We start from the raw sequence: 16,388 nt of genomic DNA, 5'->3' as shown, positions 1-16,388 counted from the left end.
TTCAATCATCGACATGAAAACATCTATCTGGCCTTGCTAAAATTACTGCGTGAACAGCCGCTTTGATCGCGTTTGCTTCCTAAGACCCTAGGCATTGACTAAGAGCAGAGGTTAATCTTAAAAATAGTTATTCGCAATAGGCACTTTATAACATTCCAGATGATAATGAATACAGCAAGGTAAACAAGTACCCAATAAATTTCCCTTGGCTGCTAGGGTCTGTTCCCGTTTCAACCGTGGCGAAGGCGGAGCCAGATTTGCAGCGCAAAGGCGCGAGAAGAGAAATTTGCTCATGCAAATGAACGACGAGTAACGCAGCGGCGCACAAAATATGCCCCGTCCCTTCGGGCTGCGCCCAAAATTTCGCCATACGGCGTTGCAGCACTTGTCAAGAATATTTTTATTGCTTGGGAAAATAACCATCTGTCACAGTGCGCTGTCGCTATCAGGTCGCCGTAGCGGATGGGCATTTGAGAAAAGCTATAGTCATTGTATTTTTCTGCGCAGCGCTTGACTTAAAAAATCCATCAACAGGCCGTAAGATTTTCACAATCTGTTTATAAAAACTTAAGTTTTGTACGCTTATGTGAACTTATGTGCGGCCGATAGCGGTTCACTTGCCAATCCATAATCGTGTATCGTGCCGCTCCTGATTGGTCGCATCCGCTTGCGCAGTAACAAGGCAGGTGCAGCGCTTTGTATCCAAGATAAGGTTTTCTGCATGAATACAGCCAAAGCGTTTGCGGTGGAGCTTCGCAAGGTTTCCTTTCACCGTGGCGCACGCGCTATTTTTGACCAGGTCGATATTCGTATCCCCCGCGGCAAAGTCACCGGCATCATGGGGCCGTCGGGTTGTGGCAAGACGACTTTACTTCGGCTGATGGGCGCACAACTTAAGCCCAGTGCCGGTGAAATTGAGGTCGCCGGACAGCGTTTGTCATCGCTATCGCGTAATGCCTTGTTTGATTTGCGCAAGCAAATGGGGGTTTTGTTTCAAAGCGGGGCATTGTTTACCGATTTGGATGTGTTTGAAAACGTAGCCTTTCCGCTGCGTGTGCATACCAAGCTGGCCGATGAAATGATTCGTGACATCGTGCTGATGAAACTCGAAGCGGTGGGTCTGCGTGGCGCGGTGGAGTTGATGCCGGATGAGCTGTCCGGTGGCATGCAGCGGCGTGTGGCACTGGCACGGGCCATTGCGCTGGATCCGCAAATCCTTTTGTATGACGAACCTTTTGTCGGCCAAGACCCAATAGCAATGGGCGTATTGGTACGCCTTATTCGCCTGCTTAATGATGCTTTGGGCATTACCAGTATTGTGGTTTCACACGATTTAGCGGAAACCGCAAGCATTGCCGACTACCTCTATGTGGTCGGCGACAGCAAAGTGCTGGGGCAGGGCACGCCAGAAGAACTGATGAACTCAGACAATCCACGTATTCGCCAGTTTATGAACGGCGAAGCGGATGGACCGGTGCCTTTTCACTACCCCGCCAAACCTTTGACCGCAGAACTATTGGGAGAGCGCTGATGCGAAAGACCGCGCCACTTGAGCGCATCCGTCTGCTGGGGCAAAGCGGTATCGATTTGGTCGCCGCTCTGGGTCAGTCTGGCGTATTTTTACTGCAAGTCTTGTTGGGTCGCAAAAGCCCGGGCAGCGCCCTGCAACTGCTTATTAAGCAGCTTTATTCCGTGGGTGTATTATCCTTGGTGATTATTTTGGTATCCGGCCTGTTTATCGGCATGGTATTGGGATTACAGGGTTACAACATCTTAAAAACTTATGGTTCAGACCAAGCCGTTGGCCAATTGGTGGCGTTGTCATTACTGCGTGAATTGGGGCCGGTGGTGGCGGCGTTATTATTTGCCGGTCGCGCCGGTTCTGCATTAACTGCAGAAATTGGCAATATGAAGGCGACCGAACAATTATCCAGCCTGTCGATGATTGGTGTTGACCCGCTTAAATACATTATTGCGCCAAGACTTTGGGCGGGCTTTATCTCGCTGCCACTATTAACGCTGATTTTTTGTGTGGTGGGCATATGGGGCGGGGCAATGGTCGCGGTGGATTGGCTCGGCGTCTATGAAGGCTCGTATTGGGCTAATATGCAAAACAGCGTGTCCTTTACTGATGATGTATTAAGCGGATTACTGAAAAGTGTGGTATTTGCCGTGGTAGTGACCTGGATTGCGTTGTTTCAAGGCTATGACTGCGAGCCGACCGCCGAAGGCATTGGTCGTGCTACCACTAAAACCGTTGTTTATGCATCACTTGCCGTCTTGGGACTGGACTTTATCCTGACCGCGTTGATGTTCGGCACTTGATTGGAGTGATTTAAAATGCGCATGCGCCATTTGGAAATACTGGTGGGTTTATTTATTTTGGCTGGATTTGCTGCTTTATTGTTATTGGCGCTACGGGTTAGCGGATTAACCTTATCAAGCGGCAGTGAAACTTATCGCCTTTACGCCAATTTTGACAATATTGCCGGCCTTACCGCCAAAGCACGTGTCAGCATGGCCGGAGTGACTATTGGCAAAGTTTCTAGTATTGAACTCGACCATAATAGCTTTACCGGTCGAGTCACCCTGTTGATTGATAAAAGCGTCAATAACCTGCCAGCTGATTCCAGCGCTTCCATCTTGACCGCCGGTTTGTTGGGCGAGAAATACATTGGTATTGCCGTGGGCGGTGATGATGAGTTGCTTAAAGATGGCGACAGCATTCACGATACGCAATCGGCTTTGGTGCTGGAAGATTTAATCGGCAAGTTTTTAATGAATAGCGTCAACAATACAGCGGCGACCAAGGAATAAGCCGCTTTACCCCCAAGGAGAAACTCCATGAAATGTTTTACGCATTTTATTATTGCATTGACAGTCGCTTTGTTAAGTGTGCTTGCGCTCGCCGAGGACAGCACGCCACAGCAAATTGTGCAGGCGACTACTGACCGTCTGCTCGCTGATTTAGCTGCCAATAAAGAGCATTATCGTCAAGATAATGAAGCTTTTTATCAAGCATTAAACGGTATTTTAGGTGATGTGATTGACGCTGAGGGTATCGCCAAAAGCGTTATGACCGTTAAATATTCCAAAGATGCCACGACTGAGCAAATCCACCGTTTTGAAGAAAACTTCAAACGCAGCTTATTATCGTTTTATGGTAAAGCCTTGCTCGAATATAATAACAACGGTATTCGTGTATTGCCGAGTGCCGCACCCGATGCAGGCCGCGCCAGCGTAAAAATGGAAGTGACCGGCTCAAATGGCACGATTTATCCGGTCACTTACAGCATGGTTGAAGTCAATGGTGCATGGCGGTTGCGCAATGTGATTATTAACGGTATTAACGTTGGCAAGTTATTCCGTGACCAGTTTTCAAGCAGCATGCAGCAAAATAAAGGTGATCTGGATAAAACCATTAACGATTGGGGACAGGTCGTTGCCAAAACGGCCAGTAGCGGGCAAATCAAGCCATGAGTGATGCGCGTATTGAGGCACAGGCGGATCACTTGCAATTATTTGGCGTGCTCGATTACTTAACCGCACCCAAACTGCGCGAGCAAGGTAAAAAACTGATTGGTGCCACAAAAGCCACTGCCATACAAATCGATTGCAGCGGCGTGACACATTCAAGCAGCGTAGGGCTTGCGCTGCTGCTTGGCTTTATGCGCGATGCCAAAGCGCTAGGCAAAACCCTTGCCATCGGCCATTTACCCGAAGAAATGCGCCAGATTGCACAGGTAAGCGGAATAGCGGGGATACTGACTTTGGGTTAATCACAGCGAGGCGCGAAGCTTAGCCAGCATCTGGCGGCCTTTATTTTTTAACTCTGCTGCGTTGTTAGCTTGCCCTGCCTTTTCCCAAATCAAATCATCGCTGGGCAATTCCGCCAGGAAACGACTGGGATTGCAGTCTTGCCATTCTCCGTATTGCATGCGTTTTGCCGCAAAAGTTAAGGTCAAGCGCTGCTTGGCACGGGTAATGCCGACATAGGCGAGCCGTCGTTCTTCTTCTATTTGGCCGCTTTCAATACTGGACTGGTGCGGCAAAATCCCTTCACTCATGCCCATTAAATAGACTTGTGGAAACTCCAAGCCCTTGGCCGCGTGTAACGTCATCAACTGTACGACATCCTGTTCTTTTTCATCTTGCTGGCGTTCGAGCATATCGCGCAGTACCAGTTTGCTGATGGCTTCTTCCAGCGTGATGGATTCGTTTTCGTTCTTTTCCAGCGAGTTTTGCAGGTTATCCAGCAAAAAATGCACATTCGCCATACGAGCGCGAGCGACGCTTTCTTTCGAAGCGTTTTGTTCCAGCCAACCTGGGTAGTCGATGTCTTCCAGTAGGCTGCGCAGTGCGGCGATCGGCTCTTCGCCCGCGCATTGCTGGCGCAGTTCGTCCATGCGTGCGCGAAAGCCCTGCAAGCGCTTTAAGGCGCGTTCCTCCAAACGCGCGGCCAGGCCTAATTCATCAATGGCGCGGTACAGGCTGATGCCGCGTTCGCTGGCGTAGTTGCCCAGCACTTGCAGCGATTTGGGGCCAATTTCCCGTCTTGGCACATTGGCGATACGCAAAAAAGCGTTGTCGTCATCAGAATTGACCAACAGCCGCAAATAGCCCATCAGATCGCGGATTTCCTGTTTGCTGAAAAAACTGGCCTCGCCAGACAGGCGATAGGGTATTTGATGTTCGCGCAGCGCAAGTTCTAGCGCTCTGGCTTGATGATTGCCGCGATAAAGTACGGCAAAGTCACTCCAGGGACGCTTATCCGCTAAATGTTCGGTCAATATCTCGCGGGCGATTTGGCTGCTTTCGGCCTTTTCGTCCGGGCAGGCGAGCACACGGATGGGTTCGCCCTCGTCCAACTCACTCCACAGTTGCTTAGTAAAAATATGCGGATTGCGACCAATCAACCGATTAGCGCAACGCAAAATTCGCCTGCTGGAACGGTAGTTTTGCTCCAACATCACCACTTTTAGCGTCGGCCAGTCGGTTTGCAGTTGCAGCAGGTTTTCCGGTCTCGCCCCACGCCAAGCGTAAATCGACTGGTCGTCGTCACCGACCGCCGTAAATTGTCCAGCTTCACCGGTTAAAAGACTCAGCAGCCGATATTGACTGGCATTGGTATCCTGGTATTCATCAATCAACAGATAACGGATGCGTCGTTGCCATTTGGCGAGGATTTGCGGCTGTTCTTGGAATAGCTTGACTGGCAGCCCGATCAAATCGTCAAAATCGAACGCGTTATAGGCTTTTAGCGTGCGTTGATACTCGCCGTAAAGCGCCGCTGCGTGACTTTGTTGTACGCCACGCGCTTGTTTAAGTGCCTCTTCGGGACTAACCAGCTCATCCTTCCAGGTGCCGATAAAACGGCGGATTTCCTCCACGCCATCATCGCCTGCGTATTCTTTGAGCATAATTTCGGCCAGCAGTGCCTTGCTGTCGCCTTCGTCAAAAATCGAAAAGCCCGGCTTGTAACCGAGCGCCGCGCATTCTTTGCGGATGATGTTTAAACCCAGATTATGAAAGGTCGAAACCGTCAGCCCATGCGCCAGACGGCCTTTAAGCAGACGGGCGGCACGTTCTTTCATCTCGCGCGCCGCCTTGTTGGTAAAGGTGACAGCAACGATATAACGCGCGGGCAGACCGCAGTGTTGCACCAAATGGGCAATCTTGCGGGTAATGACGCTGGTCTTGCCGGAACCCGCACCCGCCAGCACCAACAGCGGTCCTTCGGTATGAAACACGGCTTCCTGCTGGCGGGGATTAAGGGAGGACATCGATAGCATTCAAGACAATGGGCGGGCGATTTTACCCGCAGCGACCCGAAAATCCTGCTTTTTATAGTGGGATTATTTAACGGCGTTTTTAAAGCGATGATGTCTAAATTTTTATGGTGCGGACGGAGAGACTTGAACTCTCATACCTTGCGGTGCCAGAACCTAAATCTGGTGTGTCTGCCATTCCACCACGTCCGCAGGGAATTTTAAGGGGAGAAAATGGGGTGGACGATGGGGATCGAACCCACGACCACAGGAATCACAATCCTGCGCTCTACCAACTGAGCTACGCCCACCATTGACTGCGGCTTTGCCGGAAAGCGGCGCATTTTATAGATAAGGCCAAAGAAAGGCAACGGCTTTACTTTTAATTTGCCTTATCGGTAATCCGCTATTTTAGCGCCATTCAAAAGTAGCGACTATGCGGTCATGGCGAGCCGCTGTTTGGGGGTAAATCCGCCCAGTGCCCTATGTGGGCGTTGGTGATTGTAAAGCCACATCCATTGCGTGGCTGCGATTCAGATCGTCCCACGCGCGAACTGCGCGAGCCATTTCCTGTTGAACCGTCCGATATACGCATTTTGTTGCGGCTGTCCGGGCTGGATATAGGCTAATTTGATCTGCTTGGTGTTGGTCCACTCTCAGATATTCCGGCTCGTTATCACACCGGATGCTGGCCGGTTTGCCGCTCCAATCCACGATCTGCTCAAGGGTACGGACAACGCGCTCGGCGGCAAGCGAGAAGTCCACCTCGATGCCCAGCGCCTCGCGGTTGAAATCGCCCTTGACGTTGCGCAGGTACAAAAAGCATCGCCCGAAACCCCAGGTACGATTCATGCGGTAGAACTCCTCAACGAGAAAATTCTACTTTTGATTGCGCTGGGTTTTTCGGGGGATTTCTTTTTAAGCACGCGAATATCCATGCAGCATTCTGATTTCAGATAGGTTGGAAAAGGATGGAAATACAAGCTGATACAACAGAGTCCAAGGCTGCTGTTACATTAAATGCCCCGATAAAACCTCGTTAAAACGGATTGGGGCAGTCAATAAACTGGTGTTCGATGCCAAAACGCTTTGCCATCCACTCGCCCAGTGCCTGCACGCCGAAGCGTTCGGTGGCGTGATGACCGGCGGCGATAAAGCTGATGCCGTTTTCGCGGGCGCTATGAAAAGTCTGCTCAGAAGCCTCGCCAGTGAGATACAAATCCACCCCGGCGTCTATCGCCTCATCGATAAAGCCCTGCCCGCCGCCGCTGCACCAGCCAATGCGCTGTACTGGCCTGTCACCTTCCACCCACTGTGGCGCTCGCCCTAATGTTTGCTGCACGCGCAAGGCAAATTCGGAAGCCGCCAGCGGCACCGGCAGACTGCCGAGCAACCCCACCACACGCGGATTGCTCGCAGACAACTCGCCTTCAATAGCAATCCCCAGTGCCCGCCCGAGGGTTGCGTTATTGCCAACTTCAGGATGAATATCAAGCGGTAGATGATAGGCAAGCAGGCTGATGTCGTTTGCCAGTAGCGCCTTTAGTCGTTTTTGCCGCATGCCGACAATGCAGGGATTTTCCCCTTTCCAAAAATAACCGTGATGCACCAACAGCAGATCGGCCTGTTGGCGGATGGCCGCTTCGATCAGCGCAAGGCTTGCCGTTACGCCGCTGATAACGCGCGAAACCTCGCCGCGTCCTTGCACCTGCAAGCCGTTCGGGCAGTAATCGTTGATCGCCGCCGTATTTAAATAGTCGCCTGTCTGCTTCACCAAGTCGGTTAATGCAATCAAAATGCTTCTCCTGAAGTAAATATACCGCTTCCAGTATCATGCTTCTTTCGCTCATCCATTTACAGCGGAACGAACTATGCGAAGGGTTTTAGGTTTTCTGGGCTGGCCTGTCGTCTGCGGGATTTTGCTGGCACTGCTGCTGCTGCAAATGGCTCCCGACTGGCTTGGGCTGCGCTCTACTCGCGCCGCTCACGAACCGGTCTCTTACGCCGAGGCGGTATCCAGCGCTGCACCTGCGGTGGTCAATCTCTATACCACAAGGCTGGTTAGCCGTCCGCTGCATCCCTTGTTGGAAGACCCGCTGTTTCAGCGCTTTTTTGCCGGTAATCTGCCGCGCCAGCAACGCATGGAGGCGAGCTTGGGTTCGGCAGTCATCATGAATAAACAAGGTTATCTTTTAACCAACAATCACGTGGTCAGCGGTGCTGAGCAGATTATCGTCGCCTTGCAGGATGGCCGTGAAACCACGGCTCAGCTTATCGGTAAAGACCCTGAAACCGATTTGGCCGTGCTGAAAATCGATTTGGACGATTTGCCGGTTATCCATCCCGCCCCGAACGACAATCGCCAAATTGGCGATATAGCGCTCGCCATTGGCAATCCGTTTGGCGTGGGGCAAACGGTGACGATGGGCATTATCAGCGCGACCGGTCGCAATCAGCTTGGCCTTAATACCTATGAGGACTTTATCCAGACCGATGCCGCCATTAACCCGGGCAATTCCGGCGGCGCGCTGATTGACGCCAAAGGCCAGTTAATCGGTATCAACACCGCGACCCTCAGCGGCAGTGGCGGTGCTCGTGGTATCGGCTTTGCCATCCCGCTGGGGCTGGCTCGCGAAGTGATGCAGGCCATTATCCAGCACGGCGCGGTTATCCGCGGTTGGCTGGGGGTGGACGTGCAACCGCTGCCAGCAGAACTTTCACAGTCTTTTGCTCTTAATGGCACAACCGGCATTCTTATCGTAAGCGTTCACCCAGGCGGCCCGGCGCAGCAGGCCGGACTGCAAGCCGGTGACGTTATTCTTAGTATTAACGGGCAACCTACCGCCATTCCCCACAACGCCATGAGCCTGGTCGCACGCACCCGTCCGGGCGAGAAAATCACCATTGAACTACTGCGCGGCAAGCAAAAGCTGATGCAGACGGTTGAAGTCAGCAGGCGCCAACCAGAAACAGATAACACAGGTAATCAGTAAGAAAAAGCATGAAAACCCAAGCCGAAGAAATCGCTGAATCGTTATAAATCTCAGATAAAGTCCAAATTTCTACCGCTTAAATCACTTTGCGCAAGCGTAACAGTTCAATGACTTTGGCGGCTCCTTGCTGCACCGAGAGTTGTTCGGTATCGATAGACAAATCCGCATCCGTTGGCTCATCGAAGGGGAAGGATTGCCCCGGGATATTATCGCCGCCTGCGGCGTATAGCCCTTGCGGGTCGCGCTGCTGGCAGGTTTCGCGCGAGGCTTTGACATGCACGGTAATCAGCCGTTCGCTGCCGATAAGCGCCTTGGCCTGCTCGCGGCCTTCTGCATCGGGAGCGACAAAGGCGGCCAGTGCAATCAATCCAGCTTCGTTAAATTGCCGCGCGACATGGGCGGCGCGGCGCCAGTTTTCTGCACGACCGGCGCGGGTTTGCGGCAGGCCTTTATTCAGGTCATGACGCAGATTTTGCCCATCAAGCACATAGACGGTACGCCCCCTATCAAACAGTTGCCGTTCTACCGCGTAAGCCAGTGTGCTCTTGCCCGCGCCGGAAAGCCCCATAAACAGTACCGTCACCGGCTGTTGACCAAAACGCGCGGCACGTTCTTCGGTGCACACGTGGGCGTGTTTGCCGCTTTGTGCATGACTTTCTGCGGCCATCACCATGCCGGCGGCGACCGTACCGTTGGTGAGTCGGTCAATCAGGATAAACGCGCCAGTGGTGCGGTTTTGCGCGTAGCCGTCGAGTGCCAGCGGCGCATCGAGGCTCAGGCGAACCTGGGCGATTTCGTTCAGTTCCAAGCGGCTTGCGGGCAGCTTTTGTCCGCTATTGATGTCGTGCTTGTGCACAATCTGCGTAACATTGGCGGGCAGCAGGCGTGATGCGCATTTTAGGTCGTACTTTTTGCCCGGCAGCAGCGCGTCTTCGGCCATCCATACCAACATCGCCTCGCATTGCTCAAGCATGGCCGGGCGGCTGTTCGGATAAACCAACATATCGCCGCGCGACAGGTCTATTTCATCTTCCAGCGTTAGGGTAATCGCTTGGCCGGGACCGGCTTGTTCCAACTCGCCTTCAAAGGTAACGATGGATTTAATGCGGCTGGTTTTACCCGAAGGCAGTGCCAGCACCTCATCGCCCTTATATAAAATACCGCTGGCCAGTGTGCCGGCAAATCCGCGAAAGTTAAGATTGGGGCGATTAACGTATTGCACCGGAAAACGCATATCCGACAGATTACGGTCTGCGGCAATTTCCACCGTTTCCAATATTTCCATTAACGACGCACCCTTATACCAAGGGGTATGCATTGAGCGATTAACCAAGTTATCGCCTTTTAATGCGCTAATGGGTACAAAGTGCAGCGTGGTTGGCTTTAATTGAATGCTTTCGGCAAACTCCAAGTAATCACGCTTAATGTTATCAAAGACGACTTGGTCAAAGCCAAGCAAGTCCATTTTATTCACCGCCACCAGAATATGGCGAATGCCCAGTAAATGGGCGATAGTGCTGTGGCGGCGAGTTTGTGCTTGCACGCCGTGACGCGCGTCAATCAAAATAATGGCAAGGTCGCAAGTGGATGCACCGGTTGCCATATTGCGCGTGTATTGTTCGTGACCGGGGCAGTCGGCAATAATAAATTTGCGTTTGGCGGTACTGAAATAACGATAAGCCACATCAATGGTAATGCCCTGTTCGCGTTCGGCTTGCAAGCCATCGACCAACAGTGCCAAATCCACTTCATCACCGGTGGTGCCGAATTTATCGGAATCACGGGTAATGGCGGCCAGATGGTCTTCATAAATCATTTTGGAATCGTGCAGCAAGCGGCCAATCAGCGTGCTTTTGCCGTCATCCACATTGCCGCAGGTTAAAAGTCGCAGTAATTCCTTGCGCTCGTGTTGCGCTAGATAAGCCAGAATATCGTCACGGATTAAATCAGTTTGCGCAGTCATGGTTCGGATTCCCTGCAAAACCTCTCATAGAGGTTTTGTTGTGTAAATAATTTTTACAGTTTCATTTTTCTAAAGAAGCGGTTTTGCCGGGCATATTAAAAATACCCTTGGCGTTTTTTCTCTTCCATTGAACCGGCCTGGTCGTGGTCAATGACTCGCCCTTGACGTTCGGAAGTACGCGTTAGCAGCATCTCTTTAATAATATCCGGCAAGCTTTGTGCCGTGGATTCAACCGCGCCGGTTAATGGATAACAGCCTAGCGTTCGAAAACGCACGCATTTTTTCTGGATACTTTGCTTTTGTTCCGGCGTTAAATGTTCAAGGATACGCGGGTCATCAATCATGACCAAAGCGCCATTAAGCGACACAACCTCGCGCTCAGCGGCAAAATACAAGGGCACAATCGGGATGTTTTCCAGATAGATATACTGCCAAATATCGAGTTCGGTCCAATTGGATAATGGAAACACTCGAATGGACTCGCCTTTTTTGACCTTGCCGTTATACAAGTTCCACAGTTCCGGACGCTGGTTCTTCGGATCCCAACGATGCTTGCTGTCGCGAAATGAATAGACGCGTTCCTTGGCGCGGGACTTTTCCTCATCACGCCGCGCGCCACCGAAAGCGGCGTCAAAACCGTAGTGATCGAGCGCCTGTTTCAGCCCTTCGGTTTTCATAATGTCGGTATAACGAGCGCTGCCGTGAGTGAAGGGATTGATACCCGCGGCGAGACCATCGGGGTTGATATGGGTAATCAACTCAAAACCAAACTCGCTGACCATTTGCTCACGAAATTGATACATCGCCGCAAACTTCCAGCCGGTATCCACATGCAGCAGCGGGAACGGCAGGCGACCCGGGAAAAACGCCTTACGCGCCAGATGCAGCATCACCGCTGAATCCTTGCCGATGGAATAGAGCATCACTGGCCTTTCAAACTCCGCAGCAACCTCGCGGATGATATGAATGCTTTCAGCTTCAAGCTGTTTCAGATGGGTCAGTTTGTCGAGCATGGAAGAGTTCAGCCTAAGACAAGGGCGGGCAGGAGGCGCACTTTAACATAAGGATTTTCACAGTTATTTTATCTATTTATAGCAAAAAGGCATATGGATATGGCAAGATACCCTGATGCGCGCCACTGAAAGAGGTATTGACAGACACTTCCCAAGCAAAGGAAACCGCACCATGAATACTCAGCGCCCGTGGTTTAAATCGCTTGCGCAGTTGCTTTTTGCACTAATGCCTATTAAATGCCGGGCGGTTGATGGTTCTGCCGGTAATACACGAATTGACGCGGCGAATGGTTCCGGGTTTTCATATAATCAATTGACTGAATATAACATCGGTTCGAGCGGGTTAATGCGTAATAAGCTACAAGCTTTGTATTTTTGAGTGAAAGTGTTTTATCGGCTTTTTATTGATCATTTGTTTTACATTATTATAAATATAGGGTAGATTTTCTATAAAATCACCGAGAGTTATGAAATAATGCAGAGACTTTTGTTATTGCCTTTGTATGTCCAATGCCTTCCATAAAACAGCCTTCTTTAAATGATTTTTCCGCGCTGCCTGCCACCCTGCAGGCGGTTTTGTTGGTGCTTGCGCTGGCACCCAGTGGTTTAACCCGTACCGAGATTGGCCGGACGCTGCGGGTGCTGGGGGTCAAGTTGGATGGCAAACCGGCGGGCCCCACCCGCTTGGAGCCTCTGCTTAAGCACTTATCCAGCAAGGGCTGGCTGGCGGGCTTTGAAATTAAGCCTGCGTATCCGTTTCGTTTGCTTTTGGGGTTGCACAATACATTGCTGTGCGAGTTGACCAAGCGCCCTGATTGGCTGGTCAGCCTTACCTTAAGTTTTTCTTCGCACTGGGGGGAAGACTGCGCTTATCTGGAGCAGGCGCTTTGGATTGCATTGCTTGATAACAAGATGGAATCGGTGCAAATCAAGCTGCGCGAGCTTATGAGGCGGTTGCCGGCGGTAAATATCCCCCATGCCCACCCATTACCGCTTTTGCTTGCTGATGATGACGGACAGGCGCTGCTTTCGAGTTTTCCCGCCGCGCAGCGTGCCCTGTTGGTGTGCGATTGGCTGGAGCAGGCCAATCAGTTTTTGTTTGCCGATACAAGCGGCGCGTACAGCTTGGCGCTTGAGTTGTATCAGCAGAGCCCGTCCGCCAAAACCCAGGCGAGTCTCGCGCAGCAGTTGTTATTGCAGTGTGCCTGGCGCGGTGATTGGCAGGCGCTTGAGTCATTTGCCCAGTTGCCACAAACCTTGGAGCTTGCCGAGTTTTTCCGCCAGCTATTAACCGGATATCCACAAGAGGCGCTGTTTTTTTTACAGACTTGGCAGAAAACCTGGCGCAAACACAGTGGTCAGCGCAAAGCGGATTTGCCGAAACCCTTGGAAGCGTTGCGCCTGTTTGCGCTAATCAGTAGCGGGGATGCCGCTCATCTGGCATCGGCGGATAAAGCACTTAAGACCTTGGCGCGCGAAAGCAGCGGCGGCATTTTGCTGCGCATGCTGCTACAGCGCCTGCAAGGGCAAAGGGTGCCGATGCTGGAGACGGAAATCGCCCATCTGCTGAAAATGGCCGAACCTTGGGGGGCTGCCTGCCTGATGGCGCTGCTCGCCGTGCACTGGCTGGGGCAGGAGGCGAGTAGCCTACGCAGCGCCGCAGGGCGCTGGCGCAGTTACTTTAAGCAGGCAGGCTTTGACTGGTTGGCTGCCGAGTTTGACGCACTGCTTATCGCGCATGGAATGGACGGCGATAAGGCACTCGCCGATTGGCACGCGCGGCACGGATTTAAACCGCTACATACCCTGTACAGCCCACGCGAAGCTTGGCAGCACGCGCTCGAAGCCTTGGCGCATATCCACAAACCCGCGGTGATGGCAGCGCCTGCTGTGCAAACCGAACGGCGGCTGGCTTGGTTTTTGCACGCCGATGAGACGCTGCGCGTTGAGCCGCGCGAGCAAAAAATAAACAGCAAAGGCCAGTGGAGCAAAGGCCGTGTGGTGGCCTTACAGCGACTACAGCAAGCATCGCCAGAGGAGTTTGACTATCTACTGCCGCAAGACCAACAGATAGCGGCCTGCATTGAGCGTGAACCGCTCGATTACTTCGGCAATCAGCGCCATTACCTTGATGCCAACCGCGCTTTGCCACACCTGGTCGATCATCCGCACCTGTATTTGGCCGAAGCGCCGGATGTGCGCATTGATTTAATCCAAGGTGAGCCTAGCCTGCATGTCACCCAACAAGGCGAGCAGGTGCGCCTTCAGTTGGAGCCAGCAGAGCTTGCCCATTTGCCACCGCATGGCTTGCTGCTGGAAAACGAAACGCCGACCCGTTTCAAGCTCTACCAATGCAGCGACGACATCCGTCGCATTGCGGCCATTATCGGCGAGGGATTAACCGTTCCGGCCAGTGCGAAAGAACAACTGAGCGATGCCATCAGCGCCATTGCGCCGATGTTGCCGGTGCATGCCGATGTGCCGGAACTTGCAGCCCACATGGAAACCATTGACAGCGATGCCACCCTCTACGCGCACCTGTTGCCGCTTGCCGAAGGGTTGCGCCTGCAACTGTTGGTACGCCCGCAGGCGAGCGGCAGTTGGTTTCGCCCCGGCCAGGGTGCGGCCAATCTGGCGTGCGAGCAGGACGGCAAACCGGTGCAAATCCGCCGCAATTTGCTTGAAGAACGCGTTCGCCTGCACCATGTGCTGGATCATTGCCCGGCGCTGGCAGGCGGCGCTGGCGACGGGCACGAATGGCGCTTTGACAACGCCAGCGACGCGCTGCAGCTTTTAAGCGAATTGCACGCGCTGGAGCAAGGCAAAGTGCAGTGCGTGTGGCCGGAAGGCGAGCGCATGCGCATTCGCGCACGGGGTGGGATGGGCAGCATGCGCCTGTCGGTACAGCGTCAAGGCGACTGGTTCGCGCTGCAAGGCGAGATGACGCTGGATAATGGCCGCGTATTGCAACTGAAACAGCTGCTCGATTTACTGCGTGAAAGCGAGGGCAGCCGCTTTGTTCCGCTGGGCGAGGGCGACTGGCTGGCACTGACCGACGATTTACGCCGCCGCCTTGCCGATGTCGCTCATCTTGCCGACAAAATCGACGAAAACGGCGCACGCTTAAGCACCTTGGCCGCGCCTTTGCTCGAAGCACTATCGGCCGAAGCCGGCGAGTTTTCCGCCGATGCCGCTTGGCAGGAACAAGTGAGACGCCTGCAATCGTTGCGTGAATTTACCCCGCAAGTGCCGCGCCTGTTGCAGGCGGAGCTTCGCGACTATCAACGGGAAGGCTTTGTCTGGCTGGCACGGCTGGCGCAGTGGGGGGTAGGCGCTTGTTTGGCGGATGACATGGGTTTGGGTAAAACCGTACAGCTACTGGCGCTGCTGTTGCACCGCGCCGCTTTAGGGCCGCAACTGGTGGTCGCGCCGACTTCAGTGGTTGGCAACTGGCAGGCCGAGGCGCAGCGCTTTGCGCCGTCCTTGCAGCTGATTGATTACCGGCAAACGCGCTCGCTGGAAGCTCTCAAAGCCGGTGACTTGGTGCTGTGCAGCTACGGCCTGCTGCAAAGCGAGCAGGAGGCTTTTGCCGCGCAAAACTGGGCGAGCGTGGTGCTCGATGAAGCGCAAGCGGTCAAAAACGCACAAACCAAACGCTCGCAAGCGGTCATGGCACTTTGTGCCGATTTTCGCGTGATCGCCAGCGGCACGCCGCTGGAAAATCACCTGGGCGAGCTGTGGAATTTAATGCGCTTTATCAACCCCGGCCTGTTGGGCAGCCAGCAGCGCTTTACCGAGCGTTTCGCGCAGCCGATTGAACTCGGCAGCACGCTGGAAAAACAGCAAGCGAAAAGGGCGCTTAAACAACTGATTCAACCGTTTATTTTGCGTAGGCTTAAAAGCGAAGTGCTGGACGAACTGCCGCCTATTACCGAAATCACCCACAAAATCCCGCTCACCGATGACGAGCGTCATCAGTACGAAGCGCTGCGTCTGCAAGCGGTGGAAGAACTCTCGCGGGGTGATTTAAACGGCGGCGACGCACGTTTTAAAGCGCTGGCGCAAATTACCAGGCTGCGCCGTTTTTGCTGTCATCCCTCGCTGGTGCTGGCGGGCGCTGCGAATGACTCCAGCAAGCTGCAAGCGCTGTTGCCGATCCTTGATGAACTGCGTGACAACGGCCACCGTGCGTTGATCTTCAGCCAGTTTGTGGACCATCTTTCGATCGTGCGGCGGCACCTTGATCAAGCGGGTATCCTTTATCAATATCTGGACGGACAAACACCGCCGAAACAGCGCAGCCAAGCCGTTAATGCCTTCCAGGAAGGCGAGGGCGACGTCTTTTTGATTAGCCTTAAAGCCGGCGGCAGCGGGCTTAATTTGACCGCCGCCGACTACGTGATTCACCTTGACCCCTGGTGGAACCCTGCGGTGGAAGACCAGGCCGCCGGACGCGCCCACCGTATCGGCCAGCAACGACCGGTCACGGTCTACCGGCTGGTCGCAGAAAGCACCATTGAAGAGCAAATCGTCGCACTGCACGCGCACAAACGCGATTTGGCCGACAGCCTGTTAGAAGGTGGTGAAATCAGCGCAAGGCTCGATGCCGAAGCGCTGCTGCAATTGATTAGGCAACCTTAAAAGGAGTGGT

At 53.2% G+C, this 16,388-nt stretch carries 12 protein-coding genes, 2 tRNA genes and 1 pseudogene; 8 read left to right on the top strand and 7 right to left on the bottom strand.

Going from position 1 to position 16,388, the window contains the following annotated elements:
- The first annotated feature begins 721 nt into the window (after positions 1-721).
- Genes AXE65_RS09820 through AXE65_RS09800 form a run of 5 tightly spaced genes read left to right on the top strand, consistent with a single transcriptional unit; the run spans position 722 to position 3,779 of the window.
- A complete protein-coding gene (locus AXE65_RS09820; RefSeq protein WP_068391556.1) occupies positions 722-1,531 on the top strand; it encodes an ATP-binding cassette domain-containing protein in 810 nt (269 codons plus the stop codon).
- A complete protein-coding gene (gene mlaE / locus AXE65_RS09815; RefSeq protein WP_068391545.1) occupies positions 1,531-2,325 on the top strand; it encodes a lipid asymmetry maintenance ABC transporter permease subunit MlaE in 795 nt (264 codons plus the stop codon). Before AXE65_RS09820 ends, mlaE begins: the two co-directional genes overlap by 1 nt.
- Before the next feature lie 15 nt (positions 2,326-2,340).
- Positions 2,341-2,817 (top strand): outer membrane lipid asymmetry maintenance protein MlaD, encoded by a 477-nt coding sequence (gene mlaD / locus AXE65_RS09810; protein ID WP_068391542.1) that lies wholly within the window; start codon positions 2,341-2,343, stop codon positions 2,815-2,817.
- Between the two features lie 27 nt (positions 2,818-2,844).
- The gene (locus tag AXE65_RS09805) at positions 2,845-3,480 is read left to right on the top strand and encodes an MlaC/ttg2D family ABC transporter substrate-binding protein (RefSeq protein ID WP_068391539.1); all 636 of its coding nucleotides are present in this window, start codon (positions 2,845-2,847) and stop codon (positions 3,478-3,480) included.
- Positions 3,477-3,779, top strand: a complete 303-nt coding sequence (locus AXE65_RS09800; RefSeq protein WP_068391537.1) for an STAS domain-containing protein — start codon at positions 3,477-3,479, stop codon at positions 3,777-3,779. Before AXE65_RS09805 ends, AXE65_RS09800 begins: the two co-directional genes overlap by 4 nt.
- Here the strand turns inward: AXE65_RS09800 and rep are convergent, their stop codons facing one another.
- The 5 genes and pseudogenes from rep to AXE65_RS09775 all read right to left on the bottom strand — a co-directional run bounded on the left by rep (position 3,780) and on the right by AXE65_RS09775 (position 7,566).
- Positions 3,780-5,783: a DNA helicase Rep gene (gene rep / locus AXE65_RS09795; protein WP_068391534.1), complete on the bottom strand. Its 2,004-nt coding sequence runs from the start codon at positions 5,781-5,783 to the stop codon at positions 3,780-3,782.
- Positions 5,784-5,897: 114 nt separating this feature from the next.
- Positions 5,898-5,981 (bottom strand) — tRNA-Leu (locus AXE65_RS09790).
- Between the two features lie 22 nt (positions 5,982-6,003).
- Positions 6,004-6,079 (bottom strand) — tRNA-His (locus AXE65_RS09785).
- A 123-nt stretch (positions 6,080-6,202) separates the two neighbouring features.
- Positions 6,203-6,614, bottom strand: a pseudogene (locus AXE65_RS14190) (integrase core domain-containing protein); the annotation flags it as partial.
- Between the two features lie 193 nt (positions 6,615-6,807).
- Positions 6,808-7,566, bottom strand: coding sequence for a Nif3-like dinuclear metal center hexameric protein (locus tag AXE65_RS09775; protein WP_068391527.1), 759 nt, complete (start codon positions 7,564-7,566; stop codon positions 6,808-6,810).
- A gap of 73 nt (positions 7,567-7,639) precedes the next feature.
- Here AXE65_RS09775 and AXE65_RS09770 point away from each other — a divergent pair, with 73 nt between their 5' ends.
- Entirely contained in the window at positions 7,640-8,761 is a 1,122-nt protein-coding gene (locus AXE65_RS09770; RefSeq protein ID WP_068391524.1) for a trypsin-like peptidase domain-containing protein, read from the top strand.
- A 76-nt stretch (positions 8,762-8,837) separates the two neighbouring features.
- Here the strand turns inward: AXE65_RS09770 and cysN are convergent, their stop codons facing one another.
- Together cysN and cysD are read right to left on the bottom strand one after the other, a co-directional pair.
- Positions 8,838-10,724, bottom strand: a complete 1,887-nt coding sequence (gene cysN / locus AXE65_RS09765) for a sulfate adenylyltransferase subunit CysN (RefSeq protein ID WP_068391521.1) — start codon at positions 10,722-10,724, stop codon at positions 8,838-8,840.
- 95 nt (positions 10,725-10,819) lie between these two features.
- Complete coding sequence (gene cysD / locus AXE65_RS09760; protein ID WP_068391518.1) at positions 10,820-11,737, bottom strand: sulfate adenylyltransferase subunit CysD; 918 nt, start codon at positions 11,735-11,737, stop codon at positions 10,820-10,822.
- A gap of 172 nt (positions 11,738-11,909) precedes the next feature.
- On the opposite strand from cysD, the gene AXE65_RS09755 reads away from it, so the two are divergent.
- Together AXE65_RS09755 and AXE65_RS09750 are read left to right on the top strand one after the other, a co-directional pair.
- A complete protein-coding gene (locus tag AXE65_RS09755) occupies positions 11,910-12,116 on the top strand; it encodes a hypothetical protein (RefSeq protein ID WP_068391516.1) in 207 nt (68 codons plus the stop codon).
- 131 nt (positions 12,117-12,247) lie between these two features.
- The gene (locus tag AXE65_RS09750; RefSeq protein WP_068391513.1) at positions 12,248-16,378 is read left to right on the top strand and encodes a DEAD/DEAH box helicase; all 4,131 of its coding nucleotides are present in this window, start codon (positions 12,248-12,250) and stop codon (positions 16,376-16,378) included.
- Positions 16,379-16,388 lie beyond the last annotated feature (10 nt).

Source organism: Ventosimonas gracilis (assembly GCF_001580025.1).
Lineage (GTDB): Bacteria > Pseudomonadota > Gammaproteobacteria > Pseudomonadales > Pseudomonadaceae > Ventosimonas > Ventosimonas gracilis.
This window is presented reverse-complemented; position numbering and strand designations above follow the sequence as displayed.